This window comes from Mesorhizobium sp. 113-3-3 (assembly GCF_016756495.1).
Lineage (GTDB): Bacteria > Pseudomonadota > Alphaproteobacteria > Rhizobiales > Rhizobiaceae > Mesorhizobium.
This window is the reverse complement of record NZ_AP023243.1, coordinates 3,349,533-3,372,677: the sequence shown is the minus strand read 5'-3', so window position 1 is coordinate 3,372,677 and position 23,145 is coordinate 3,349,533. Positions and strand designations below refer to the sequence as shown.

Annotated in this window: 20 protein-coding genes; 7 read left to right on the top strand and 13 right to left on the bottom strand. The window is 64.1% G+C overall.

Annotated elements, in window-relative coordinates; translation table 11 throughout:
- The first annotated feature begins 179 nt into the window (after nucleotides 1-179).
- Both JG746_RS16415 and JG746_RS16410 read left to right on the top strand, forming a co-directional pair.
- Nucleotides 180-1,652 (top strand): MATE family efflux transporter, encoded by a 1,473-nt coding sequence (locus tag JG746_RS16415; RefSeq protein ID WP_202359076.1) that lies wholly within the window; start codon nucleotides 180-182, stop codon nucleotides 1,650-1,652.
- A gap of 121 nt (nucleotides 1,653-1,773) precedes the next feature.
- Nucleotides 1,774-2,349 (top strand): TMEM175 family protein, encoded by a 576-nt coding sequence (locus JG746_RS16410; protein ID WP_202359075.1) that lies wholly within the window; start codon nucleotides 1,774-1,776, stop codon nucleotides 2,347-2,349.
- A 15-nt stretch (nucleotides 2,350-2,364) separates the two neighbouring features.
- Here JG746_RS16410 and JG746_RS16405 read toward each other — a convergent pair whose 3' ends face one another.
- The gene (locus JG746_RS16405) at nucleotides 2,365-2,646 is read right to left on the bottom strand and encodes a hypothetical protein (RefSeq protein ID WP_095773965.1); all 282 of its coding nucleotides are present in this window, start codon (nucleotides 2,644-2,646) and stop codon (nucleotides 2,365-2,367) included.
- Nucleotides 2,647-2,781: 135 nt separating this feature from the next.
- Here JG746_RS16405 and JG746_RS16400 point away from each other — a divergent pair, with 135 nt between their 5' ends.
- The gene (locus JG746_RS16400; RefSeq protein ID WP_202359386.1) at nucleotides 2,782-3,648 is read left to right on the top strand and encodes an SDR family NAD(P)-dependent oxidoreductase; all 867 of its coding nucleotides are present in this window, start codon (nucleotides 2,782-2,784) and stop codon (nucleotides 3,646-3,648) included.
- Between the two features lie 11 nt (nucleotides 3,649-3,659).
- On the opposite strand, the gene JG746_RS16395 is transcribed toward JG746_RS16400, so the two are convergent.
- From JG746_RS16395 to JG746_RS16385, 3 genes are all read right to left on the bottom strand, one after another.
- Nucleotides 3,660-4,085 carry a low affinity iron permease family protein gene (locus JG746_RS16395; RefSeq protein WP_202359074.1) on the bottom strand — a complete coding sequence of 142 codons (426 nt, stop codon included), beginning with the start codon at nucleotides 4,083-4,085 and terminating at the stop codon, nucleotides 3,660-3,662.
- Nucleotides 4,086-4,400: 315 nt separating this feature from the next.
- Nucleotides 4,401-5,042, bottom strand: a complete 642-nt coding sequence (locus JG746_RS16390; protein ID WP_202359073.1) for a transferase hexapeptide repeat family protein — start codon at nucleotides 5,040-5,042, stop codon at nucleotides 4,401-4,403.
- Nucleotides 5,043-5,127: 85 nt separating this feature from the next.
- Complete coding sequence (locus tag JG746_RS16385; RefSeq protein WP_096447407.1) at nucleotides 5,128-5,646, bottom strand: CreA family protein; 519 nt, start codon at nucleotides 5,644-5,646, stop codon at nucleotides 5,128-5,130.
- Nucleotides 5,647-5,834: 188 nt separating this feature from the next.
- Here JG746_RS16385 and JG746_RS16380 point away from each other — a divergent pair, with 188 nt between their 5' ends.
- A complete protein-coding gene (locus JG746_RS16380) occupies nucleotides 5,835-6,413 on the top strand; it encodes an SCO family protein (protein WP_202359072.1) in 579 nt (192 codons plus the stop codon).
- A gap of 10 nt (nucleotides 6,414-6,423) precedes the next feature.
- Nucleotides 6,424-7,296, top strand: a complete 873-nt coding sequence (locus JG746_RS16375) for a 50S ribosomal protein L11 methyltransferase (protein WP_202359071.1) — start codon at nucleotides 6,424-6,426, stop codon at nucleotides 7,294-7,296.
- A gap of 207 nt (nucleotides 7,297-7,503) precedes the next feature.
- On the opposite strand, the gene JG746_RS16370 is transcribed toward JG746_RS16375, so the two are convergent.
- Nucleotides 7,504-10,536, bottom strand: a complete 3,033-nt coding sequence (locus tag JG746_RS16370) for an autotransporter outer membrane beta-barrel domain-containing protein (protein WP_202359070.1) — start codon at nucleotides 10,534-10,536, stop codon at nucleotides 7,504-7,506.
- Here JG746_RS16370 and JG746_RS16365 point away from each other — a divergent pair.
- Entirely contained in the window at nucleotides 10,528-11,097 is a 570-nt protein-coding gene (locus JG746_RS16365; protein ID WP_202359069.1) for a hypothetical protein, read from the top strand. The genes JG746_RS16370 and JG746_RS16365 overlap by 9 nt on opposite strands.
- A 77-nt stretch (nucleotides 11,098-11,174) precedes the next feature.
- Complete coding sequence (locus tag JG746_RS16360; RefSeq protein WP_202359068.1) at nucleotides 11,175-13,019, top strand: aminopeptidase P family protein; 1,845 nt, start codon at nucleotides 11,175-11,177, stop codon at nucleotides 13,017-13,019.
- A 95-nt stretch (nucleotides 13,020-13,114) separates the two neighbouring features.
- Here JG746_RS16360 and JG746_RS16355 read toward each other — a convergent pair whose 3' ends face one another.
- The 8 genes from JG746_RS16355 to ftsZ form a co-directional block, all read right to left on the bottom strand.
- Nucleotides 13,115-13,411 (bottom strand): AzlD family protein, encoded by a 297-nt coding sequence (locus JG746_RS16355; protein WP_202359067.1) that lies wholly within the window; start codon nucleotides 13,409-13,411, stop codon nucleotides 13,115-13,117.
- Nucleotides 13,408-14,136 carry an AzlC family ABC transporter permease gene (locus tag JG746_RS16350; protein ID WP_202359066.1) on the bottom strand — a complete coding sequence of 243 codons (729 nt, stop codon included), beginning with the start codon at nucleotides 14,134-14,136 and terminating at the stop codon, nucleotides 13,408-13,410. The genes JG746_RS16355 and JG746_RS16350 overlap by 4 nt, the downstream gene beginning before the upstream one ends.
- 114 nt (nucleotides 14,137-14,250) lie before the next feature.
- Nucleotides 14,251-14,940 carry a DUF2461 domain-containing protein gene (locus tag JG746_RS16345; protein WP_202359065.1) on the bottom strand — a complete coding sequence of 230 codons (690 nt, stop codon included), beginning with the start codon at nucleotides 14,938-14,940 and terminating at the stop codon, nucleotides 14,251-14,253.
- Complete coding sequence (gene ligA, locus JG746_RS16340; RefSeq protein ID WP_202359064.1) at nucleotides 14,937-17,141, bottom strand: NAD-dependent DNA ligase LigA; 2,205 nt, start codon at nucleotides 17,139-17,141, stop codon at nucleotides 14,937-14,939. Before ligA ends, JG746_RS16345 begins: the two co-directional genes overlap by 4 nt.
- 129 nt (nucleotides 17,142-17,270) lie before the next feature.
- Nucleotides 17,271-18,944 carry a DNA repair protein RecN gene (gene recN, locus JG746_RS16335; protein ID WP_202359063.1) on the bottom strand — a complete coding sequence of 558 codons (1,674 nt, stop codon included), beginning with the start codon at nucleotides 18,942-18,944 and terminating at the stop codon, nucleotides 17,271-17,273.
- Between the two features lie 122 nt (nucleotides 18,945-19,066).
- Nucleotides 19,067-19,936 (bottom strand): outer membrane protein assembly factor BamD, encoded by an 870-nt coding sequence (locus tag JG746_RS16330; RefSeq protein WP_202359062.1) that lies wholly within the window; start codon nucleotides 19,934-19,936, stop codon nucleotides 19,067-19,069.
- Nucleotides 19,937-20,200: 264 nt separating this feature from the next.
- Nucleotides 20,201-21,151, bottom strand: coding sequence for a UDP-3-O-acyl-N-acetylglucosamine deacetylase (gene lpxC / locus JG746_RS16325; protein WP_202359061.1), 951 nt, complete (start codon nucleotides 21,149-21,151; stop codon nucleotides 20,201-20,203).
- 279 nt (nucleotides 21,152-21,430) lie between these two features.
- Nucleotides 21,431-23,116, bottom strand: coding sequence for a cell division protein FtsZ (gene ftsZ, locus JG746_RS16320; protein WP_202359060.1), 1,686 nt, complete (start codon nucleotides 23,114-23,116; stop codon nucleotides 21,431-21,433).
- Nucleotides 23,117-23,145: the final 29 nt, after the last annotated feature.

The window sequence follows — 23,145 nt, the reverse complement described above, 5'->3', positions numbered from 1 at the left end:
GAATGCGGCCCCCACGCCCCCGGGGATCAATAGCCCATTCCGGGCGCTTTGAGAACATGATTAGATCAAGGTGCGCCAGGAGACCTCCGGCCAAGCTTTTCCGACGCCGCATCGACCTGCCCCGTTGAATCGGCAATGATGGTGGAGCGGATCCAGATCAGTTTGCCGAGTCGCCAGCCATGGACGAAAAAATGCCCGCGCGCCGGCGCACCGGCGACCTGACCAGCGGCCCGATTCCGCGCACGCTGCTCATGTTTGCCTTGCCGGTGCTCGGCTCGAACGTGCTGCAGTCGCTCAACGGGTCGATCAATGCCGTCTGGGTCGGCCGCTTTCTCGGGGAATCGGCACTGACCGCCACCTCCAATGCCAACCTCGTCCTGTTCCTCATCCTGGGCACCGTGTTCGGCATCGGCATGGCGGCGACCATCCTGGTGGCGCAGTCGGTCGGCGCCCGCGACCTGCCCGAGGCGCGCCGCATCGTCGGCACCAGCGCCACCTTCTTCTTCTTCGTTTCGGTGGTTTTCGCCGTCTGCGGCTGGATCTGGGTCGATGCCATCCTCAACACGCTCGGCACGCCGGCGGACGCCTTGCCGCTGGCGCGTTCCTATCTGCGCATCATCTTCGTCGCCGTGCCGATGATGAACCTTCTGTCCTTCGTCATGACCGTGCTGCGCGGTGCGGGCGATTCACGCACGCCCTTCATCTTCATGGCGCTGGCGGTCGTTCTCGACATCGTGCTCAACCCGCTGCTGATCCGCGGCATCGGCCCCTTCCCCGAACTCGGTATCGCCGGCTCCGCCACCTCGACACTGATCGGCCAGACGGTGAGCGTCATCGCCATCCTTGTCGTGCTCTATGCGCGCAAGCACCCGTTGCGGCTGGCCGGCGCCAATCTCGCGCTGCTGCGGCCCGACCCCGCTTTGCTGCGCATCGTCGTCTTCAAGGGCGTGCCGATGGGCCTGCAGATGATCGTCATTTCGGCGGCGGCCCTGACGGTGATGGGCATCGTCAATTCCTACGGGTCGCAAGTCGCCGCCGCCTACGGCATCGCCGCGCAGTTGTGGACCTATATCCAGATGCCGGCGCTGGCCATCGGTGCGGCGGTCTCCTCCATGGCGGCGCAGAATGTCGGCGCCGGCCGCTGGGACCGGATCGGCCGCGTCGCCGCCTCCGGCGTCGGCTTCAACCTCGTGCTGACCGGCGCCCTTGTCGCGTTGCTGTGGCTCTTCGACCGCCCGATTCTCGGCCTGTTCCTGAGCAGCGACAGCGCGGCGATCGACATCGCCGCCCACATCAACACGGCAGCGTCGTGGTCGTTCATCCTGTTCGGCGTCACCATCGTGCTGTTCGCCACCGTGCGCGCCACCGGCGCGGTGATGCCGCCGCTGATCATCCTGGTGATTTCGGTGCTCATCGTGCGCACCGGCTTTGCCTATTTCATGCGCGGCGTGATCGGCGAGGAAGCGTTGTGGTGGAGTTTCCCGGCCGGCTCGATCACCTCGCTTGTGCTGGCCGCGGCCTATTACCGGTTCGGCGGCTGGCGCACATTCCATATGATCGAGAACAGGCCGGCCGCCGGCGAGCCGCCGGACACCGGGCTTGGCGTGCCGCGCGGCCGCGCCAACATGGCGCCGGAGACGCCGAACGGCTGAATGATTTGGCTTCGCGAGCCGCCTGGACAAGGTGCGGACCATCCACCGTTCGCCCAGCCATATGGCGGGTAGCCGCACATCCAGTCATCGCGTAGATTTTACCAGACAATCGGGGGGCTCCATGGGCAAAGGCAGGGTCGAGGCATTCACCGACGGCGTGGTGGCCATCATCATCACCATCATGGTGCTGGAGCTGAAAGTGCCGGAGGGTGAGGATTTCTCGGCCCTGGTGCCGCAACTGCCGGTCTTCCTGTGCTACGTGCTCTCATTCATCAATGTCGGCATCTACTGGAACAATCTGCACAACATGTTCCACACCGTGCAGCGCGTCGACGGCGGGGTCTTGTGGGCAAACCTGCATCTGTTGTTCTGGTTGTCCTTGATGCCGGTGACGACCGCCTTCATGGGCGAGAACCATTTCGCCACGGTTCCGGTCGCGGTCTACGGTTTCGATCTGGTGCTGTGCGCCATCGCCTATACGATTCTGGCCGCCGCGCTGCATCGCCTGCATGGACAAGACACCGCCTTCGCCAAGGCAATCGGCAGTGACCGCAAGGGAAGGCTTTCGCTTGCCGTCTATATCGTGGCCATTGCGCTGACCTTCCTCAACCGGTGGATCGGTGTGGGGCTCTATGTCGCCGTGGCCCTGGTGTGGCTTGTGCCGGATACGCGTTTTTCGCGCGTTCTCGAGAAATAACTCTAAAAGCAGGCTCTATTTGCGCATCGCCTTCAGCTTTTCGGCAACCGATGCGGCAAGGTCGGCATAGCGTTCCTCCAGCCTTTCGGCTGCCTTGATGATCGAGAAGTCATGGCCGAATTTCTCCAGCGCCATGCGCAGCTTCTCGACGAATTCGGCCTGTTTTTCCAGCGCGGAAAACAGTGTTTTCACCTGGGCTTCGCTGATATCGGGATTGGCCAGCATCTGCGGCACCTCGCGCCCCATCTGGTCGCCGGTGGCGGTCTGCTCTTTCAGAATTGCGATCCAGTCCGTCAATCGAAAGTCTCCATTTGTGAGGCAGCATGCGCAGTCGCGGCCCGGCTGGTCAACCCGAAGTCGCACTGACGGAGGCTTGCGCAAGTCCGTTCCGGCGCTAAGTTCGGCGCCATCGAGAAAAGGATGCTGTTGCCCATGATCACCGACGCCGAAATCCAGACCGCCCTGCCCGCGCTTGGCAAAGGCAACACCGCTGTCATCACCGGCGCCGCCAGCGGCATCGGTCTGGCAGCCGCCAGGCGGCTTGCGCTGATGGGCATGAAGATCGTTCTCGCCGACATCGGCGGCGCGCGCCTTGACGATGCCTCCCGCGCCGTCTCGGCCATTGCCGGCGACGATGCCGTACTTGCCGTTGCATCGGACGTTTCGAAGGCCGATGAGGTCGACCGTCTCGCCGACCGGGCCTTCGGCGCCTTCGGCGAGGTCTCGCTGCTGATGAACAATGCCGGCATCGGCGACAATCCGGGAAAACCCTGGGAGAACCGCGATGGCTGGAAACGGCTGCTCGACATCAATTTCTGGGGTGTCGTGCATGGTGTCGAGGCCTTCGCGCCGCGCATGCTGGCATCGGCCAAGCCTGGCCTGATCGTCAACACCGGTTCCAAGCAAGGCATCACCACGCCGCCGGGCAACCTCGCCTACAACGTCTCCAAGGCCGGCGTGAAGACATTCACCGAGGGCCTGGCGCATGCGCTGCGCAACGAACCGGGCGACCGCCTGTCGGCGCATCTGCTCATTCCCGGCTTCACCTATACCGGCCTTACCGAGGGGGCGACGGAAAAGCCGGCCGGCGCCTGGACCGGCGAACAGGTCATTGATTTCATGCTGGAATCCCTGGTCAGGGGCGACTTCTACATCCTGTGCCCGGACAATGACGTGGCGCGGCCGCTGGACGAGAAGCGCATGGCCTGGGCCATCGGCGACATCATTGAAAACCGCCCTGCCTTGTCGCGCTGGCACCCCGACCACAAGGATGCGTTCACAGCCTTCATCAAGGGCTGATCGGCAAGCCCTCAAGCCGCGTGCTTTTTCGGAGATCGCTTTTGCGCCACGGCCTTCTTTGCGGCCATGGCGGCGATCTTCTCGTCATGCCGCCGCGCCGCCCGCTCGCACTTGTCGCGGATTTCCTCGACCTCGGATTCCGTCAGGTGCTCGATGCCGATGAAATGGTTATGGCCCGCGCTCACCCGGATCAGCTCATCGAGTTTGGCCTGGATGGCCGCGCCATCGCGGTTCTGGGTGTTCTGGATCAGGAACACCATCAGGAAGGTGATGATGGTCGTGCCGGTGTTGATCACCAATTGCCAGGTGTCCGAGAAGCCGAAGAACGGCCCGCTCACCGCCCAGACGACGACGATCAGACAACAGACGGCAAAGGTCAGAGGCAGGCCGGTTACATGGGCGACCCAGTTGGCGATCCTGGTGAAAAGCTTTTCCATCTGTCGAGACCCTCAATAAACGCCGCGATGAGAAACAACCGGCGGCCGTCTCGGGTTCCCACCGGCAGCAAATACATCAGGGTGCAATTGAATACACGCAAAGCGCGCATACGGCGAAAAACACACCTTATCGGTTCAATGCCATAGTAACCGTGCAGGCAAGAGAGCCTGTTCCTTCCGCTTCACAGCGGTTTACCTCCAGCCCCTTCCGCTGCGCCACCCCCGCATGGCGGAAGGGGTTTCAGTCCGGAGAGCGCGGAGCATGGTTTCCCCAAAGCGCCGTCTGGCACATGCACAGACCGCTCTCGGAGGAGCCTAACCGGCGTCGTTTTCCCAACGATCGAGGAAGGCTTCGATCGGCATGGACTGGATGTCGGGAACCGCCCTGGCGAGTTTCTCGACCGGCCAGTCCCACCAGGCGAGCGCTTCGATCCGCGCCGCTGTGTCGGGAGCAAAGCGCGGCCGCAGCGGCTTTGCCGGCACGCCGGCGAGGATCGTGTAGGACGGCACATCCTGCGTCACCACCGCATTGGCGCCGATGACCGCGCCATTGCCGATCGTGATGCCCGGCATGATCACCGCGCCGTGGCCGATCCAGACGTCATGCCCGATGGTCACGGCCTTCGCCTGCCGCCGCTCGCGGAAAGCGGCATCGACACCCAGCCAGCGGAAATATTCATTCGGCCGATAGCTGACCTTGTGCTGGGTCAGCCGCTCGATCGGATGTTCCAGCGCGTTGATGCGGCTGTTGGCGGCGATCGAACAGAATTTGCCGATGCTCGTGTAGATGGCTTCCGAATGGCGCTCGAAATAGGAGAAATCTCCGACATTCACCTCGCGCAGCACTACGCGCTCGCCGATCGAAGCGTAGCGGCCAAGCTTGCACGCCTTCAGCTCCGCGGTCGGGTGGATGCGCGGCTCGGGATCTTTCAGGACGAGGTTTTCGGTGCGGTCCATGCCGGCGGCTTTACGTCAGAGCAATTGCTCCTGCAAGGCAGGAGCAATTGTCGTGGGCCAATCAGCACAAAAGACGCCCATCCGCCTATTTCGGCTTGCCCTTGCTCCACACCACGTTCTGGCCGTAGAGCGGCACTGTGGTGACCGACATCTTGGCCGAGCCGTTCTGCACCTGACGCGAATGCGAGAGATAGATCAGCGTCTCGTTGGTCTTGTCGTAGATGCGGTTCACCACCTGCTTCTTCCAGATCAGGCTGATGCCTTGCTTGAACACCTCCTCGCCGCCTTCGCTCATGTCGATGTCGCCGATGGTGATCGGGCCGGTCTGGCGGCAGGAGATCGACGAATCGGAGGGATCCTCGAACCAGTTGCCCTTGTGCAGGCGGTCGATGAGGCTCCGGTCGAAATAGGAGACATGGCAGGTCACGCCATCGACTTTCGGATCCTTGATCGCTTCGACGATGATGTCATTGCCAACCCAGTCGACGCCGACCTTGCCGACCTCCTCGGCGACGGCGCTGCCGGCGCCAAGCGCGACGCACGCGGCCAAGGCGCCGCCGATTAGTTTTCGCCCAATCCGTTCGCGTCCAACCAGTTCGAGCAAAGGAGCCTCCTGCGGTTCGAGTTGCCGATATCAGGTGGGACGCGTCGTGCGGCTTTGCAAGCACGAGCCTCGACACCGCCACGGTTGCGGCATCGCGGCACTTTGCTTGCGCAAGGCCAAACCGCTAAGACTGTCGCACCGGCGCGGCATTGAGCCGGCGCGATGATTTCTGCAGACGGACTTTTCTGATGATGCGTTCTATCCTGGTCGGCATTCTCGTCCTGATGGCGGCCGGCATCGGCTGGCTGACCTTCGACTGGTATCGCGGCCATTATGGCGGCGAACCGCTCGGCGCGCCCTTCACCCTGGTCGACCAGAAAGGTGCGCCGATCACCGAAGCCGCCTTCCGGGGGCAGCCCAGCGTCGTCTTCTTCGGCTTCACCCACTGCCCCGAGGTCTGCCCGACGACGCTGTTCGAGCTGTCCGGCTGGCTGAAGACGCTTGGCGACGAGGGCAAGAGCCTGCATGCCTATTTCGTCTCGGTCGACCCGGAGCGTGACACGCCTGCGGTGATGAACGCCTATGTCAGCAATTTCTCCGACCGCATCATCGGTATCACCGGTGACCCGGACAAGGTCCACGCCATGGCCAAGTCGTTCGGCATCTACTGGAAGAAGGTCGACACGGGCGACGGCGACTACACGATGGACCACACCGCCTCGGTGCTGCTGCTCAACTCCAGGGGCGACTTTGCCGGCACGATCGCCTATGGCGAAAGCGCCAGCACCGCCGTGGAAAAGCTGAAGCGTCTTGCAGCGAAGGGCTGATACGGATCCGATGACCCAGACGCGGCTCCATTTCACCACCGGCAAGATCGAGGCTGAGCGCATTTTCGCCGCGCTTGAGCTGGCCTTCGAGGATGAAGGCCTGCCGATCGCCGTGCTCGAGGTCGACGAAGACCAGGACATCCACGAGGTCTCGCTCTACGCCGACGGCGACATCGATGCGGTCGAGGCGCGGGTGAAGGACATTCTCGCCGGCCTTGCTCTGTCGAAGCCGGTCGAGCGCGAAGTGCTGCCCGACATCGACTGGGTGGCGCGTTCGCTGGAAGGCCTGAAGCCGGTGCGCGCCGGCCGTTTCTTCGTCCACGGCGCGCATGACCGCAGGAAGCGCCACAGCGGCGAACTCGCCATCGAGATCGAGGCCGGCCTTGCCTTCGGCACCGGCCATCACGGCACCACATCAGGCTGCCTGGAAATGCTGGAGAAAGTGGTGCGGCGCGAGCACCCGCGCAATGCGCTCGACCTTGGCACCGGCAGCGCCGTGCTGGCGATCGCCGTCGCCAAGCTGGCGCATATTCCGGTGCTGGCCACCGACATCGACCCGGTGGCGGTGAAGGTCGCCGCCGCCAATGCGCGGCTCAATCACGTCAAGGCGCTCATCGAAACGGTGACCGCACCGGGCTTTCACCACCCGATCTTCGGCAGACGCGCCCCCTTCGATCTGATCGTCGCCAACATATTGGCGCGGCCGCTGATGCGGCTGGCGCCGCAAATGGCCGGGCACATCGCGCTCGGCGGCTCGATCGTCCTGTCAGGCATCCTCGAGCGCCAGCGCGACGCCGTCATCTCGGCCTATGTCGGCCAGAATTTCCGCCACGTGCGCACCTTGCACCGCGAAGGCTGGGTGACGATCCACCTCAAGCACTGAGACCGGCAAGGCGATTGCCGCTCTTTGCTCGGCATTGGCTAGGGCGTGCTGAGATTCTGGTCAGGCCGAGCCGAAAACGGTGGCTTTCGAGAACCGGAGCGGAGCGTACTTTTCGTACGTGAGCTCAGTTCTACTGCGACGCAGTAGAACGGGGAAGCGCAGGAAGCCGTCGTTTGCAGACCAGCCTCACCTGAATATCAGCACGCCCTAGAACTTGATGCCCAGATTGGCCTTGAACCCATTGTCGAAGGCATCCGCCCCGAACTGTCCGGCATAGGACAGGCCAAGCGTGGCGTTGCGCGCCAGCTGCACGTCGAAGCCGGCTTCGACCAGCATCGCATCCCTGGCGATCGGCGCACCGGCAATGGTGAAGCTGTCGCCGCCGGCAAAGGCGACGCTCGACAGCGGCGTCACGTCACCGAAGGCATGGCGCCAGCCGAGCATGCCGCGCGCGGTCGCCGCCACGCCGCCAAGGGTGATGTCGGTGGAGGCCCTGACACCGAGCGTGGTGAAGGTCGCGTCCGATGTCGAGCTGCCGCTGGTCAGCGCCGCGGCGCCGCCGCGTTCCGCGAAGCCGTCCGTGTGCAGGTTCACATAAGCGAGATTGGCGAAGGGCTCGAAGGCGAACGGCCCGGCATCGGTCTTGTAGGCCAATTCGCCGAAGGCCTGCGCGGTCGCGGCGTCGTAGTCGGCCGACAGGCTGTCGGCAAAACCCTGGAAAGCGACGGAGCGCGATGTCGAGATCCGGTGCCAGGTGTAGGCGGCGCCGGTCCGGAAGGCGATGGCGCCCCAATTGGTCCCGCCATAGAGGCCGAGGTGATAATTGTCGCTGTCGCCTGACGAGTTCCTGTCGTCGGCGTCGAAGCTCGTGCGGCTGTAGCCGCCGACCACACCGATCCGCCAGGCGCCGGCCAGGCCGTCGGCGCCGACCAGCAGGCCGCCCGTCGACCGGTCGAAGGCAGCGGCATTGCCGTCGCTGTCGGTGCCGCCCCAGGAACCAAAACCCTGCGACCAGATGGCGAAGCGGTCCGTGTCGGCAGCCATCGGCTGAATGCCGTCCTCGCCATAGGCCATGACCGGCAGCGAGGCGGTCTTGCCGCTGTCGCCGAAGGCACCACGCAAGCGCGCCGTCACCGCATCCTGCAGCAAGCGGCTGTCTTGCAGGAGCATGCCCTTGGCCGAGGCATGGATTTCGCCCGAAAGCTGGTCGAAAGCTGCCTGAGCCGCCGCGTCGCTCGGCAAGGCAAGCACCGCGCTGACCAGGGCGCTGCTGCCCGCGCTCTCAAGCCCGTCAGCAGTGGCGATCTGGTTCGGCGTCACACCGGCCGCGGCGAAGGTCTGTGTCTGGGTGACATCGACATAGGCATGCGTCGCATCGGACGTGGTGCTCAGCCTGACGAAGGCGGAAACCTGCGGATCTCCGACCAGGGTAAAGGTTCCGCTGACGCTGGCAGCTTCGAGCACCGTGTAGCGGGTGCCCGCCACCAGGTCACCCAGCCCGATATTGCTCACCGTCAAGCCGGCGCCACTGTCGATTGTCGCCGCGCCGGACGCGTGGATCAGGTCGGAAAGGCCAGTTGAATTGAGTTCCACCGCATAGGTCGAACCGGCCCGGAATTGGACGGAGTAGTCGACGCTCAAAGTGCCGATCGCGTTTTTGCCGGGCGCGACCGTGCCGAAAGTATCGAGCACGCCAACCGTGCCGCCGCCGCCGAGCGTGGCGCCGCTATCGACCGTAATCCCCGCATCGCCAAGCGAGCCGGAGACCAGCAAGGTGCCGGCCTTCACCTCGACCCCGCCCGACAGCGGGCTCGAACCCGACAGTTCGAAAGTTCCCGTGCCGTCCTTGATCAGCCCGTTGGTACCGGTGATGACGCCCGAAAACACCGTCGAGCGGTTGTTGCCTCCGGTCGTCAACCTGCCTGACCCGGCATTAACCGCTCCCGCGCCGGCCAGCGAACCGATCGCCTGGTCGAAATTGTTAAGATCAAGCGTTGCACCGCTTTCGATCGTATAGGCGCTGTTTGCGCTGAAAATGTTGGTGATCAGGCCCGCCTTCAGTGTGCCTTGGGCGACGTTGGTGGCCGTGGCATAGGTGTTGTTGCCAGAGAAACCGTCCACCGTCAGCGTGCCGGCCCCCGTCTTGGTGAATGTTCCGCTCGGCGTGCTGTCATCTCCCATGCTGGCGGTGGTGCTGACGTCGAACCCATTTGTGTCGATGGTGCCGCCAGCGGCGCCGAACAGGATCGAAACATTGGGAAGGGTGAGGTTCGCACCCGCCTGCAGCGTGCCGCCGTTGAACGTGATCGGCCCCACGCCCAAGGCATAGTCGGCCGTGACCCGGATCGTTCCCTCCTCGATCCGGGCGCCTGAGCCGAAACTGTTGTTGTTGGTGAGCACGAGCGTGCCGGCGCCGGTCTTGATGATCGCGGATGGATCGCTGAGGTCCGAAATCTGGCCGGCATAGGTTCCGGTTGCTCCGGATCCGACGTTGATCGTCTGGCTGAGATCGATAGTCAGGTCGTTGCTGATCGTGACGCCGTTCTGGATATCGATCACCGTTCCGCTGAAGGCGGAAAGCACGCCGGTTCCCAGAGCGTTGTCGTTACCGAGGCTAAGCGTGCCGCCATAGAGATTGGTGCCGCCGGTATAGGTGTTTGCGCCATTCAAGGTAAGCAAGCCATCACCGCTTTTGGTGAGGCCTGCACCTGAGATCGTTCCATCCGCTGTAAAATGAGCCCCGGCGGCAACCGTGAAAACGGTGTCGGAGATGAGATTGAAACTGCCGCCTGCGTCCAGGTCGGGAATGAAATTGTTCGTCTGCACGTTGACCGCGGCCTGCCCAGAGGCCTGGAAATTCAAAACACCGTTTGAAAACCGGTAACCGCCGGAGGTGCTCGTCGCATTCAAGTTCAGCGTGCCGACCGTATAGGGTCCGCCAGTCAGGAAAACGGTATAGCCGAGCCCCTGGTCCGGCGCATCATGGTTGAAGTTCGCGACCGCATCGACGCCGTTGGGAATCGTTTCGGGAGTCCAGTTCGCAGCTATGCCCCAATCGCCGCTGTTGTGAATGAAATCCTCGGCCGAGGCGGCACCGGAGTTGATCGGCGTTACAGCGGCCGCAATCAGCCCGGCTATCAGCAGAGCCGGAAGCGACGTGGACGACAGAAGCGAGCCCGCAAGCCGCGCATTCACCTCGCCATCGCCTTTGGCACGCACTGTAGAAACGGAATGTCTCATGAAAATCCCCCGACCAGCCATCCCTTGGCTGAATCGACCCTTGAAGCCCATGGCGACGCTACGAAAACCGCCGCCGACAAACAAGCGAATGTAGGCCGTAAAAATTACCGGACCCAAGCAACACGGTGCCCAGACAAGAAATCAGAGCAAATCCGTTGCGAATTTGCATCAATCAATAGTTGGCCACACCAGATGCCGGACTGCGAACAAGCACGGTGTTTGCCGGCTGACTGGCTCAGCATATACATCTTCAACCTCGATCCTGCGCGCACATCGCCAGCATCATGGTTTCCAACAGCGTGGCAAAACTGGTTCCCCGACACCAATCTTGACCGGAAGGTCCGCCCTGCGGTCAAGACAAGAAAACCCGAGACAGATAGCTTGCCGCATGAAGTGACGCACGTTCAAAAGGCGGTTGTTGCTGACTTTTTCTGGTTACAATTCCCGGATGACGGCGGGCAGCGCAGCAATGCCGGGTCGCGGCCGGGAGGCAACGACAACCCGGCCTTGGTGCAGCGGCTGGACCAGCCACATTTGGTTGTCAGCCAGCCAGCGCTGTAGCAGGTTGCGCCAGCTGGAAATCGATTCCGCTTTCCAGGTCCATAGGTTACGGTCACGCCGATGTCAGGAGGCCCATCATGTTCCAGACCTTCGATTCCGCCGGCGACCCCTCGGTCGGCAAGCCGCGCGTGGCGTTGCTGCGCCAGTGGCTGGCAGCGAACGGCCTCGACGGCTTTATCGTTCCGCGCGCGGACGAGCATCAGGGCGAATATGTCGCCGATCGTTCGGCACGGCTGAAATGGCTGACGGGCTTCAGCGGCTCGGCCGGCGTCGCCATCGTGCTGCGCGGCCGCGCCTTCATCTTCGTCGACGGGCGCTATACGCTGCAGGTGCGCAGCGAGGTCGATCTCGACATTTTTTCGGTCGAAAGCCTGGTCGACAACCCGCCCGCCGTCTGGCTCAAGGACAATATCGGCAAGGGCGCGCGGCTGGGCTTCGATCCATGGCTGCACACGATCAGCGAGGTCAAGGCGCTGCAGGCCTCGGCCGACAAGACCGGCGCCGTGCTGGTGCCGCTCGAGAACAACCCGATCGACATCATCTGGAAGGACCAGCCCGCCGCACCTGTGACGCCGGTCGAGCTGCACCCGATCGGCTTTGCCGGAGAGCTCGCCAAGGACAAGCTGGCGCGGCTGGCGACGGCGATTGGCAAGGACGGCGCCACGCATGCGGTGTTGACCGATCCCTCCTCCATCGCCTGGGCCTTCAACATCCGTGGCGGTGACGTGCCACACACGCCGCTGGCCCTTGGCTTCGCCATCCTCGCCGCCGACGGATCGCACCAGCTGTTCATGGACAAGCGCAAATTCTCGCGCCAGGTCGCGGCCTATCTCACCCAGCTCGCCGATTTGCACGAGCCCGGCGAATTCGAAGCGGCGATCGCAACCCTTGCCAAGGGCGGTGCGAAAATCGCGCTGGACCCGGTGCTGGCGGCCGACCGGCTGCGCATGCTGGTCGAGGACAATGGCGGCACGGTGGTTGCGGCGCCAGACCCGGCGCGCATCCCGCGCGCCACCAAGAACCAGGCCGAGATCAACGGCTCGCGCGCCGCGCATCGCCGCGACGGCGCGGCGGTGGCCAAGCTCTTGTGCTGGCTGGAGCGGCAGAAACCCGGCTCGCTCGACGAGATCGCGGTGGTGACCAGACTGGAGGAAAGCCGCCGGCAGACCGGCGAGGAAACGCAGATGCCGCTGCGCGACGTGTCCTTCGACACCATTTCCGGCGCCGGCCCGAACGGCGCCATCATGCACTACCGCGTGTCGCGCGCCACCAGCCGGAAGCTGCAGGCGGGCGAGCTGTTCCTGCTCGATTCCGGCGCGCAGTACCAGGACGGCACCACAGACATCACCCGCACCGTGCCGATCGGCCAGCCGACCGAGGAAATGCGCGAACGCTTCACGCTGGTGCTGAAAGGCATGATCGGCATTTCCACGCTGCGCTTCCCCGCAGGCACGCGCGGCTCCGAGATCGACGCCGTCGCCCGCATGGCGTTGTGGAAGCATGGCTGCGACTTCGCCCACGGCACCGGCCATGGCGTCGGCTCGTACCTGGCCGTGCATGAAGGCCCGCAGCGCATTGCACGCACCGGCACCGAAAAGCTGCTCGAAGGCATGATGCTGTCCAACGAGCCCGGCTATTACAAGGAAGGCGCCTACGGCATCCGCATCGAGAACCTGATCCTGGTGACGCCGGCCGAACAGATCGACGGCGGCGACATTGCCATGCACGGCTTCGAGACGCTGACGCTGGCGCCGATCGACATCAGGCTGGTGCGGTCAGACCTGTTGACGCGCGAGGAGTTGCATTGGCTCGACGCCTACCATGCCCGCGTGCTGGCCGAGATCGGACCGATGCTCGACGGCGAAACGCTGGCCTGGCTGGAAAAGGCGACAGCGCCGCTGCCGCACGACGCGAAGATTTGAGATGAGCTTCTTTCTCCCCGTTCTACGGGGAGAAATGCCCGGCAGGGCAATGAGGGGCGGCGCTTGCGTTCAAAGCAATCGCGACGGCGGAGCTCTCATCCCACAAACTGCCGCGCCAGGATCAGCACCGCCGCGCCGGCCAAAAACATCGACATCAGCCCGCCGCGCAGCGAGACCGCGGCGGTGACGACCAGTGCGGCCCACTCCGCAGGTCCGGCATTCAGCAGTTCCGGCGCCACCAGCGTCGTCAGCACCGCCGCCGGCACGGCGTTGAGGCCGGCCTCGACGCGCGGATGGATATTGTCGAAGCGCGAGATGACCAGATGTCCGCCGATGCGCGTGAGATAGGTGACCACCGCGCCGGCGATGATGATCCAGAAAGTCGTGCTCATGGCCTTGTCTCCACGCCGCTATGGTGCGGTGGCAGGATGACGGCGAGCAGCACGCCCGCAATGGCGCCGATCGAGACATGCCAGGGCGAGCCGACCGTCTTGTAGGCGATGATCGAGGCGCAGGCACTGGCGACCACCACCGGCAGCCACAGCGGCCGCTTGCGGAAGCCCATCACCAGGCCGAGGAAATAGATCGGCAGCAGGAAATCGATGCCCAGCGCATGCGTGTCGGGGATGAGCTTGCCGAACACCGCACCCAGCGCGCTTTCGATCACCCAGAACACATAGACAGGCAGGCCAAGCCCCAGATACCAGGCAAAGCCGACCGTCTGGCCGGACGCCGCCCTCGCCTCGGCCACGGCGAATTGCGGATCGGTGAGGATGAAATAGCCTAGCGCCTGTTGGACAACCGGCCAATGCGTGATGCGCCGGCCGATGCCTGCGGAGTAGAGCACATGGCGGAAATTGACCGCGAAGATCGACAGCACGATCAGCCACGGCGCGACATGCTGGCCGAACAGCTGGATGCCGACCATCTGGCTGGCGCCGCCATAGATCAGCGCGCTCATCAGGAAGGCTTCGAAGACCGAAAACCCATTCTCGACGGCAAGCGCCCCGAACAGCACCGCGAACGGCGCCGCCGCCACGACGACAGGCATGGAGAGCCGCACGCCTTGCCAGAAGTCGCTTCTGCCGCCGCTCTCGGAAATCACGTCCGTTGCCATCGATCGCTCCAGGGTCAAGATGGTCGATGTAGGTGGTGCCGCCCGCCTTGTCACACGAATTCAATTGAGCCAAACGATCAGCGGAAATGATCGTCGCCGGGTCCGAGACGGACCTTAGTCCTTCGCGATTCTGCCCTCGATCGCCCTGCCCCAATCGAGCAGTGGCTTGGCGCGCATGGTGAAGCCGACGAGTTCCTCGACCAGTTCCGGCCCGTGGATGCCAGCCGGATCGATCACGTGGCGGACGGCAAAATGCCGGCTGCGGATCGCAGCGACAAGATCTTTGTCGGTGACGTGCTCGAAGCCCCGTGGCGTGCGTTTCATGGCGTCTTCGGCGCTGAGCTCGAGGCCGTTCTTCTGCAACGCCTTCACCATGGCGCGAAACCTGTCGGGCCACGTCTCGATGGCGCGCCGCATCGCCAGCAGCAACGAGGCTTCCGGCTGCCACCATGCGACCCCGGCAAAGCATCCCTCCAGCCCGATATGGATGTAGAACACGCCCTGCACGGCCTTGCTGCCGTCAGGCGACAGGATAGCCGAGACATGCCGGTTGTAGGGCCGTTTGTCCTTGGCGAAGCGGACGTCGCGATTGATGCGGAACAGCGACTTCTTGCGGTCGCCGCGCAAGCCGAGCCCGGCCTCGGCAAAACGCTGCGTCAGCGTGTCGACGAGATCGCCCAGGGGATCGCGCAGTTCCTGCTCGAACAGGTCGCGGTTTTCCAGAAACCACTCCCGGCTCTGGTGGAAATCCAGCGCCTTCAGGAATGGGATGGCCTTTGGGCCGAAGCCTTTGAACGCCGTCACGCCTTGCCGACCCGTTGCAGCCAGGTGTCCTCGTCGATGACCTCGACGCCGAGTTCGCTGGCAAGCTTGAGCTTGGAGCCGGCGCCGGGTCCGGCCACCAGCAAATCGGTCTTGGCCGAAACCGAGCCGGCCACCTTGGCGCCGAGGCGTTCTGCCATCGCCTTGGCTTCCGAGCGCGTCATCTTCTCCAGCGTGCCGGTGAAGACGATGGTCTTGCCGGCAACCTCGCTGTCGGCCGAGACGGTGACGATATAGGGCTTGGGCTTGACCTGTTCGAGCAACTTGTCGAGCACGTCGTCATTGCGCTCATTGCCGAAGAAATCGCGCAGCGCGTCGATCACCGTGTCGCCGATGCCGTTGACCGATGGGAAGACGGTGTGCGGATCTTCCGCCGCCGCCGTTTCCTTGCCGACGCGGATCAGCTCCTCGATGGTGGAAAAGGTCTTGGCGAGCACCGCGGCCGTCGTTTCGCCGATATGGCGGATGCCGAGCGCGAAGATGAAGCGGTCGAGCTCCGGCTCGCGGCGTGAATCGATGGCGGCGAACAGCTTGTCGAGGCCTTCATAATTGCGGTCCTCGACGCTGCGTACATTCTTGCGCGTCTTGCCGGACGCCGCCTCGCGCTGCCTGGCCTGTTCCTCGCGCCGCTCGGCCAGCGCCTTGGTGACGGCGGGGCGGCGGTCCCTGAGCGTAAAAATGTCGGCGGCCGTCTTGATCAGCCCCGCATTGAAGAAGGTGTCGATGTTTTCGGCGCCCAGCCCCTCTATATCCATGGCGCCGCGCGACACGAAATGGCGAAGCCCCTCCACGGCCTGGGCTGGGCAGATCAGCTCACCGGTGCAGCGCCGGCGCGAATCCTCCTTGCCGGTCTTCTCGTTGATCTCGCGCGTCGCCGGCGAGCCGCAGACCGGGCAGGTGTGCGGGAATTCATAGGGCACGGCATCGGCCGGGCGCTTGTCGATGACGACGCTCACGATCTGCGGAATGACGTCGCCTGCCCGCTGAATCACAACCGTGTCGCCGATGCGCACGTCGATGCCGTCACGGATCGGCAGGCCGTTGCTGTCGAAGCCCTTGATGTAATCCTCATTGTGCAGCGTGACGTTCTCGACCACGACGCCGCCGACGGTGACGGGCGCAAGCCGCGCTACCGGCGCCAGCGTGCCGGTGCGGCCGACCTGGATGTCGATCTTCTGCACGGTCGTCATTGCCTGCTCGGCCGGGAACTTATGGGCAACCGCCCAGCGCGGCTCGCCGGTAACGAATCCCCAGCGGCGCTGCAGCTCCAACTGGTCGACCTTGTAGACGACACCATCGATGTCATAGCCGAGCGAGGAGCGCCGCTCCTCGATCAGATGGTAATGCGCGACCAGTTCCTCGACCGACTTCGCCCGCACCATCAAAGGGCTGATCTTGAACCCCCAATCGGCGAATTTTTGCACCGATTCGTACTGCGTCGGCGCCGGATCCGCGGTCGTGAAGCCCCAGGCATAAGCGAAGAATTTGAGATTGCGGCTGGCGGTGACGGAGGCATCCTTCTGGCGCAGCGATCCCGCCGCCGTGTTGCGCGGATTGACGTAATCCTGGCCGCCGGCCGCCGCCGAGCGTGCCTTCAGCGCCTCGAACTCCGCATAGGTCATGTAGACCTCGCCGCGTATCTCGATCGTTTCCGGCCAGCCCGAGCCTTTCAGCTTCGCGGGAATATCGGCGATGGTCCTGAGATTGGCGGTGATGTCCTCGCCGACGGCGCCGTCGCCCCGCGTCGCGCCCTGCACGAACACGCCGTTCTCGTAGCGCAGCGACGCCGACAGGCCGTCGATCTTTGGTTCGGCGGTGAAGGCGATGTCGAGGTCCTTGTCGCGGTCGAAGAAGCGCCGCCCGCGCTCGATGAAATCGGTGACGTCCTCGTCCGTATAGGCCTTGGCGAGGCTGAGCATCGGAACGGCATGGCGCACCTTGGCGAAGCCCTCAGCCGGCGGGGAACCGACCCTGCGCGATGGCGAATCCTCGCGCACCAGATCGGGAAAACGCTCCTCAATGGCAAGGTTGCGCCGCGTCAGCGCATCATAGGCGGCGTCCGAGATTATCGGCGCATCCTCAGCATGGTAGCGCCGATCGTGCTCGGCGATCTGCTCCGCCAGACGCTTCAACTCGGCTTCAGCCTCGCTTTCGCTGAGCGAATCGACAGGTTTTTCAGCCATGCTTTTCTCCCCCGAACGGTGGCGCGTCACAATAGATCAGGATTTTGGGAAAATCATTCCTGAACAGCAGGATGGAGCCATATCCTGACTCTGTCCCATATCTTAAATCGGCCATTGCGCCGGATAGTCTCACGCCGCGTTTGTATTTTCGCGCAGCAGCCGCTCGGCGGCCGCGCGCGCCTCGTCGGTGATCGTGGCGCCGGCCAGCATGCGGGCGATCTCTTCCTGCCGCGCGCTCCTGTCCATCTCGGCAATGCCGGTCGCCACACGGTCGGTGCTACCCGATTTGGAGATCAGGAAATGCGTCGCCGCCCGCGCCGCCACTTGCGGCGCATGGGTGACCGACAGCACCTGCACGCGCTTCGACAGCCGCGCCAGCCTTTGGCCGATGGCATCCGCCACGGCGCCACCCACGCCTGTGTCGATTTCGTCGAAGACCAGCGTCGGCGCCGAGCCGCGGTCAGCCAGCGCCACTTTCAGCGCCAAAAGGAAGCGCGACAGCTCGCCGCCGGACGCCACCTTCATCATCGGCCCGGGCCGCGTGCCGGGATTGGTGCGCACCCAGAACTCGATCTGGTCGAAGCCCTCTTCCATGCGGCTCTCGGCCTCGCTCTTCATCTCGACGATGAAGGCGGCGCGTTCGAGTTTCAGCGCCGGCAATTCGGCCATGACGGCCTTGGTCAGGCCGACCGCAGCCGCGTGGCGAAGCGAGGAAAGCTGGGCTGCGGCGATGTCATAGGCCTCGCGTGCCGCCGCGGCCTGCTTTTCCAGCCCGTGCAGGCGTTCCTCGCCGGCGTCGAGATCGGCGAGATCGGCAACCATCGTGTCGCGCAGCTGGGCCAGATCATCGACGGCGACACTGTGCTTGCGTGACGCCGCGCGCAGCGAAAACAGCCGCTCCTCGGCCTTCTCCAGCCGCTGCGGGTCATACTCGGTTGCGCGAAGTGCCGCCTCGACGCCGGATTGCGCCGCATCGAGCGACAGCATCGCTTCGTCCAGCGACTTGACCACATCCTCGAGCAGGCCCGGCGCCTCCGTCGCCTTGCGCTGCAGCCGTCTCAGCAGACTGGCGAGCTGCGGCAAGGGCGAGGATGGGCCGGACAGCACATCCTGGGCGTCATGGATTTCGGACGCAATCTTCTCGGCACGCATCATATGCGCGCGCAGTTCGGCAAGTTCCGTTTCCTCGCCGGGCTGCGGATCGAGCTTGGTGAGTTCCGCAACCGCGGCGCGCAGATAGTCGGCCTCGCGCGCGGCGGCCGCCACCTTGGCGCGGTGGCGGGTAAGCTCCTGCTCACCGGCGCGCCAGTGCCGCCAGGCCTCCCCGGTCGAGCGAACCGCGCCGAGATGGCCGCCGAAAGCATCGAGCACGTCGCGATGGGCGCCGGGATCGACCAGGGCGCGCTCGTCGTGCTGGCCGTGGATCTCGACCAGCGCGCGCCCGACATCGCGCATCAGGGTCACGCTGGAGGGCTGGTCGTTGACGAAGACGCGGGTGCGGCCGTCCGCCGTCTGCACGCGGCGCAGGATGATGTCGCCATCGTCCTCGATGGCGTTTTCGACAAGCAGCGCCCGCACCGGATGGTTGCGCGGCACGTCGAACACGGCAATGACCTGGCCCTGTGCCGCGCCATGGCGCACCAGAGAGGCGTCGCCGCGCGCGCCGAGCGCCAGCGACAGGGCATCGAGCAGAATGGATTTGCCGGCGCCGGTTTCACCCGTCAGCACGGAAAGGCCCGGCTGGAAGTCGATATCCAGCTTCTCGATCAGGACGATATCGCGGATCGACAGTCTGGAAAGCATCAGAACCCGGACCTAGAGCGGCAGGCGACCAGTTGGAATCGCAGTGCCGCACTATCTTTTTGTTTGAGCATCGGATCAATCCGAAAAAGCGGTGCGCGCGCTTCGGTCCGATGGCTCTAAGATCAGGCGCCGGTGATCAGCTTGCCAGCCTTGGATATCCAGGATCCTGCATTCTCGCGCGGCGAAAGCCCGTTGCTCTGCAGGAGCTTGTAGGAATCCTTGTACCACGGGCTGTCGGGATAGTTGGTGCCGAGCACCGCGGCGGCCGTCTGGGCTTCCGAGGTCAGCCCCATCGCGTAGTAGCTTTCGGTGAGGCGAGCCAACGCTTCCTCGACGTGACGCGTGTTGGAATAGCTCTCCACCACGGTGCGGAAGCGCTTGACGGCGGCGATGTATTCACGACGCTCCAGATAATAACGGCCGATCTGCATTTCCTTGCCGGCGAGCTGGTCGTTGGCGAAGCGGATCTTCTCCTTGGCGTCGTCGACATATTCCGACGTCGGCCAGCGCGTGACCAGATCCTGCATCGTCTGCAGCGTCTGGCGCGCTTCCTTCTGATCCTGCGTCACGTCCTTGATCTGGCGATAGTAGCTCAGGCCGATAATGTACTGCGCATAGGGCGCGTCATCGGTGGACGGATAAAGCGCCAGATAGCGCTTGGCCGACGAGATCGCCTCGTCGTAGCTGCCCTTTCGATAGTCGGCGAAAGCGCCCATCACCATCGATTTGCGGGCCCATTCCGAATAGGGGTGCTGGCGGTCGACGGCGTCGAACTTCTTGCTCGCCTCGTCCAGGCGGCCGGCATTCAAATTGGCGAGACCCTGGTTGTAGAGAACGTCGGCCGGCTCGGTCTGGTCGACATATTTCGACAGGTCGATGTCTTTCTCCGACGACATGCAGGCCGACAGAAAGAGCGATGGAACAACCAGCGAAAGCGCCAGGAGAACAGACCGCTGGGGCGCCTTCGATTGACTGACTCGCTTGAAGAACATGATTGGATTGCGCCCTTTCGGCGTTATTTTAGTGCCTCTTGCATGCTGTTGTCCCAAAACTGGTCCCCACTTTTGAGCGACATGCACTAATCGACGGCAGCAGCCATAAACCATAACCGCCTTGCCCGGCAACGCTATCTCCGGCCAATGGCGCATTTTTGTGGCGACGCGACGGCGCCGGAGCATCCCTGTAATTTCGCCGACCGATGATGCATTCCTGCAACACCTGGCATCCCGCCACAAGGTGCGAAAACGTTGCGGAGTTCAGATCATCCAGGGCGCGTAGAGCGGCGCATTGACGGCGCTCATCTCCGCCGCGCGGCCGCGCTCGCGGCGTGTCGTCTCGACGATCTCGAAGGCCGTGCGGTCCGACAGCAGGCGCCGCAGCGCCGCCGCGTTCAGCCTGTGGCCGCCGCGATAGGAGCGGAAACAGCCGATGAAGCGAGCGCCGGCCAGAGCCAGATCGCCCATGGCGTCGAGCGTCTTGTGGCGCACGAATTCGTTGGGGTAGCGCAGGCCGCCCATGTTGATGACGCGGTTGTCGTCACCGATCACCAGCGAATTTTCCAGCGACGATCCCAGCGCATAGCCGGCCGCCCACAGCCGCTCGACATCCTTCATGAAGCCGAAGGTGCGGGCGCGCGCGATATCGCGGCGGAAAATGTCGGCATTGAGGTCCGACGCAAACAGCTGACGGCCGATAGCCGGGCTTTCGAAATCGATCTCGACCTCGAAGCGGGTGCCGTCATAGGGCCTGAACTCCGCCCAGGAAGCACCGTTCTCGATGCGAACCGACTTGACGACCCTGATATAGCGCCGCTTGACCGGCAGCATCTCGATGCCCGCCTGGTCGATGGCCTCCACAAAGGCAATGGCACTGCCGTCGAGGATGGGAACCTCGTGGCCGTCGATCTCGATGAGAACATTGTCGATGCCGAGACCCAACAACGCGGCCATGATGTGCTCGACGGTGGCGATGTGCTCGCCCGAGGGATCGCCCAGCATGGTGCACAGATCGGTGGCGCCGATCTCGGAAAACAGGGCGCGGAACTCGCGGCCCTGCCCTTCGCCACTGATGAGCTGGAACACGATGCCGGTGTCGGCATCCGCGGGCAGGAAACTGACGGAAACTTCTTTGCCGCTGTGAACGCCGGTGCCCGTAAGCGACGCGCGCGTCTTCACTGTCGTCTGATAGTCGTGCAAGACAATCCCCATAAGCCCGATATGCCTAGGTCCGCTTCTCCAGCCCGAGGGCGCGGCTCTTGTTAAATCGGCAGGCAGGGCCACTTCCCCGAAATCCCGGCAGACCGACTATGGTAGGCAGCGAAGATAATGTCCCGCCAGAGAGACTCCAAATCACGGATTCTTACCCTTTGTAACCGCGGACCGGAGCGAACTCCATATCGTAACTATTTGATTCTGCAGCACTTAAAACGTTAACAGGCAAGCAATTCCTTGCTTGCCTGTTAACAATTGTTACGGTCCGTTAACCGCTTAGTTGGCCTGGCGGCGCAGGAACGCCGGAATCTCCAGCTGATCGTCGTCCTGAGTCGCCCTGGTCTGCGGCGTCAGACGGCCCTGGTCGTCCAGCTGGCCGCGGCGCGGCGCGTAGAGCTGGGCGTCCTGGCTGGCGAGACGGCGCACTTCGGGGGCAGCCTGGCGCAGCTTGGGCTCGCGCGGCTGTGCCGGCTGCAGCCTTGCGGGCTCCTCTTCGCGGCGCGTCAGGCCGTTGGTCAGGCGCTTCAACAGGCCCATCGGCCCGCTGTTGTTCTCGTGGTCCACCGGGCGGCTCTTGGCGTCAACCTCGGCCTTCACCACCGGCGGAAAGTCCTCGACGCGCGGCATGCGCTGCGGCGCCATCGCCACCGGCTGCTGGACCTCGCGCAGCATTTCGCGCGGCTGCGGAGCCGGCTGCATCTGCTGGACGACCGGCTGCGGCATTGGCTGGGGCTGCTGCGGCGGCGCCTGGAAGATCTTGCTCTGCGGACGGAAGTCATCCGCATGGGCGACAGGAGCCGGACGGGCCTGCGCCATGGCGGCGGCGTTTGCCTCAGCGAGTTGGATGGCTTCGGCGACCGGATCCGCGGCGCGCGGCTCGTAGACAGGCTGCTGGACCGGCGCCGGGCGGCTTTCCACGGCGGCCACGGCCGGACGGACGGCCGGCTTCTGCGGCGCCGTACGGATCGAGATCGGTGCCGCGGCGATTTCAGCCGCCGACTTGTCGATGCCGGTGGCGACCACCGAGACGCGGATGACGCCTTCGAGTTCCTCGTCGAAGGTGGCGCCCAGGATGATGTTGGCGTCCTGGTCGACTTCCTCGCGGATGCGGGTCGCCGCTTCGTCGACTTCGAACAGCGTCAGGTCGCGGCCGCCGGTGATCGAGATCAGCAGGCCCTTGGCGCCCTTCATCGAGGTCTCGTCGAGCAGCGGGTTGGCGATCGCGGCCTCGGCGGCGGCCATCGCGCGGCCCTCGCCCGAAGCTTCGCCGGTGCCCATCATCGCCTTGCCCATCTCGCGCATGACCGAGCGCACGTCGGCGAAGTCGAGGTTGATCAGGCCCTCCTTGACCATCAGGTCGGTGATGCAGGCGACACCGGAATAGAGCACCTGGTCGGCCATGGCGAAGGCGTCGGCGAAAGTGGTCTTGTCATTGGCCAGCCGGAACAGGTTCTGGTTGGGGATGACGATCAGGGTGTCGACGCATTTCTGCAGTTCCTCGATGCCGAGGTCCGCCGTCTTCATGCGCCGCGCGCCTTCGAAATGGAACGGCTTGGTGACGACGCCGACGGTGAGGATGCCCTTCTCGCGCGCGGCGCGGGCAACGACCGGAGCAGCACCGGTGCCGGTGCCGCCGCCCATGCCGGCGGTGACGAAGCACATATGGGTGTTGGACAGGTGGTCGATGATCTCGTCGATGCACTCTTCCGCCGCCGCACGGCCGACTTCCGGCTGCGAGCCGGCGCCGAGGCCTTCGGTGACATGCGCGCCGAGCTGGATCAGCCGGTCGGCCTTCGACATGGTCAGCGCCTGCGCGTCGGTGTTGGCCACGACGAACTCGACGCCGCGCAAGCCCGCGGTGATCATGTTGTTCACGGCATTGCCGCCGCCGCCGCCGACACCGAACACGGTGATGCGCGGCTTAAGCTCGGTGATGTCCGGCTTCTGCAGATTGATGGTCATTGTCTCCGTCCTTTGCCTTTCACGCCGCT

Bases quoted from the DNA above. Each gene is read 5' to 3' on its own strand.
- JG746_RS16415 (WP_202359076.1), top strand. From the start codon at position 180: ATGGACGAAAAAATGCCCGCGCGCCGGCGCACCGGCGACCTGACCAGC.
- JG746_RS16410 (WP_202359075.1), top strand. From the start codon at position 1,774: ATGGGCAAAGGCAGGGTCGAGGCATTCACCGACGGCGTGGTGGCCATC.
- JG746_RS16400 (WP_202359386.1), top strand. From the start codon at position 2,782: ATGATCACCGACGCCGAAATCCAGACCGCCCTGCCCGCGCTTGGCAAA.
- JG746_RS16395 (WP_202359074.1), bottom strand. From the start codon at position 4,085: ATGGAAAAGCTTTTCACCAGGATCGCCAACTGGGTCGCCCATGTAACC.
- JG746_RS16390 (WP_202359073.1), bottom strand. From the start codon at position 5,042: ATGGACCGCACCGAAAACCTCGTCCTGAAAGATCCCGAGCCGCGCATC.
- JG746_RS16380 (WP_202359072.1), top strand. From the start codon at position 5,835: ATGATGCGTTCTATCCTGGTCGGCATTCTCGTCCTGATGGCGGCCGGC.
- JG746_RS16375 (WP_202359071.1), top strand. From the start codon at position 6,424: ATGACCCAGACGCGGCTCCATTTCACCACCGGCAAGATCGAGGCTGAG.
- JG746_RS16365 (WP_202359069.1), top strand. From the start codon at position 10,528: ATGTCTCATGAAAATCCCCCGACCAGCCATCCCTTGGCTGAATCGACC.
- JG746_RS16370 (WP_202359070.1), bottom strand. From the start codon at position 10,536: ATGAGACATTCCGTTTCTACAGTGCGTGCCAAAGGCGATGGCGAGGTG.
- JG746_RS16360 (WP_202359068.1), top strand. From the start codon at position 11,175: ATGTTCCAGACCTTCGATTCCGCCGGCGACCCCTCGGTCGGCAAGCCG.
- JG746_RS16355 (WP_202359067.1), bottom strand. From the start codon at position 13,411: ATGAGCACGACTTTCTGGATCATCATCGCCGGCGCGGTGGTCACCTAT.
- JG746_RS16350 (WP_202359066.1), bottom strand. From the start codon at position 14,136: ATGGCAACGGACGTGATTTCCGAGAGCGGCGGCAGAAGCGACTTCTGG.
- ligA (WP_202359064.1), bottom strand. From the start codon at position 17,141: ATGGCTGAAAAACCTGTCGATTCGCTCAGCGAAAGCGAGGCTGAAGCC.
- recN (WP_202359063.1), bottom strand. From the start codon at position 18,944: ATGCTTTCCAGACTGTCGATCCGCGATATCGTCCTGATCGAGAAGCTG.
- JG746_RS16330 (WP_202359062.1), bottom strand. From the start codon at position 19,936: ATGTTCTTCAAGCGAGTCAGTCAATCGAAGGCGCCCCAGCGGTCTGTT.
- lpxC (WP_202359061.1), bottom strand. From the start codon at position 21,151: ATGGGGATTGTCTTGCACGACTATCAGACGACAGTGAAGACGCGCGCG.
- ftsZ (WP_202359060.1), bottom strand. From the start codon at position 23,116: ATGACCATCAATCTGCAGAAGCCGGACATCACCGAGCTTAAGCCGCGC.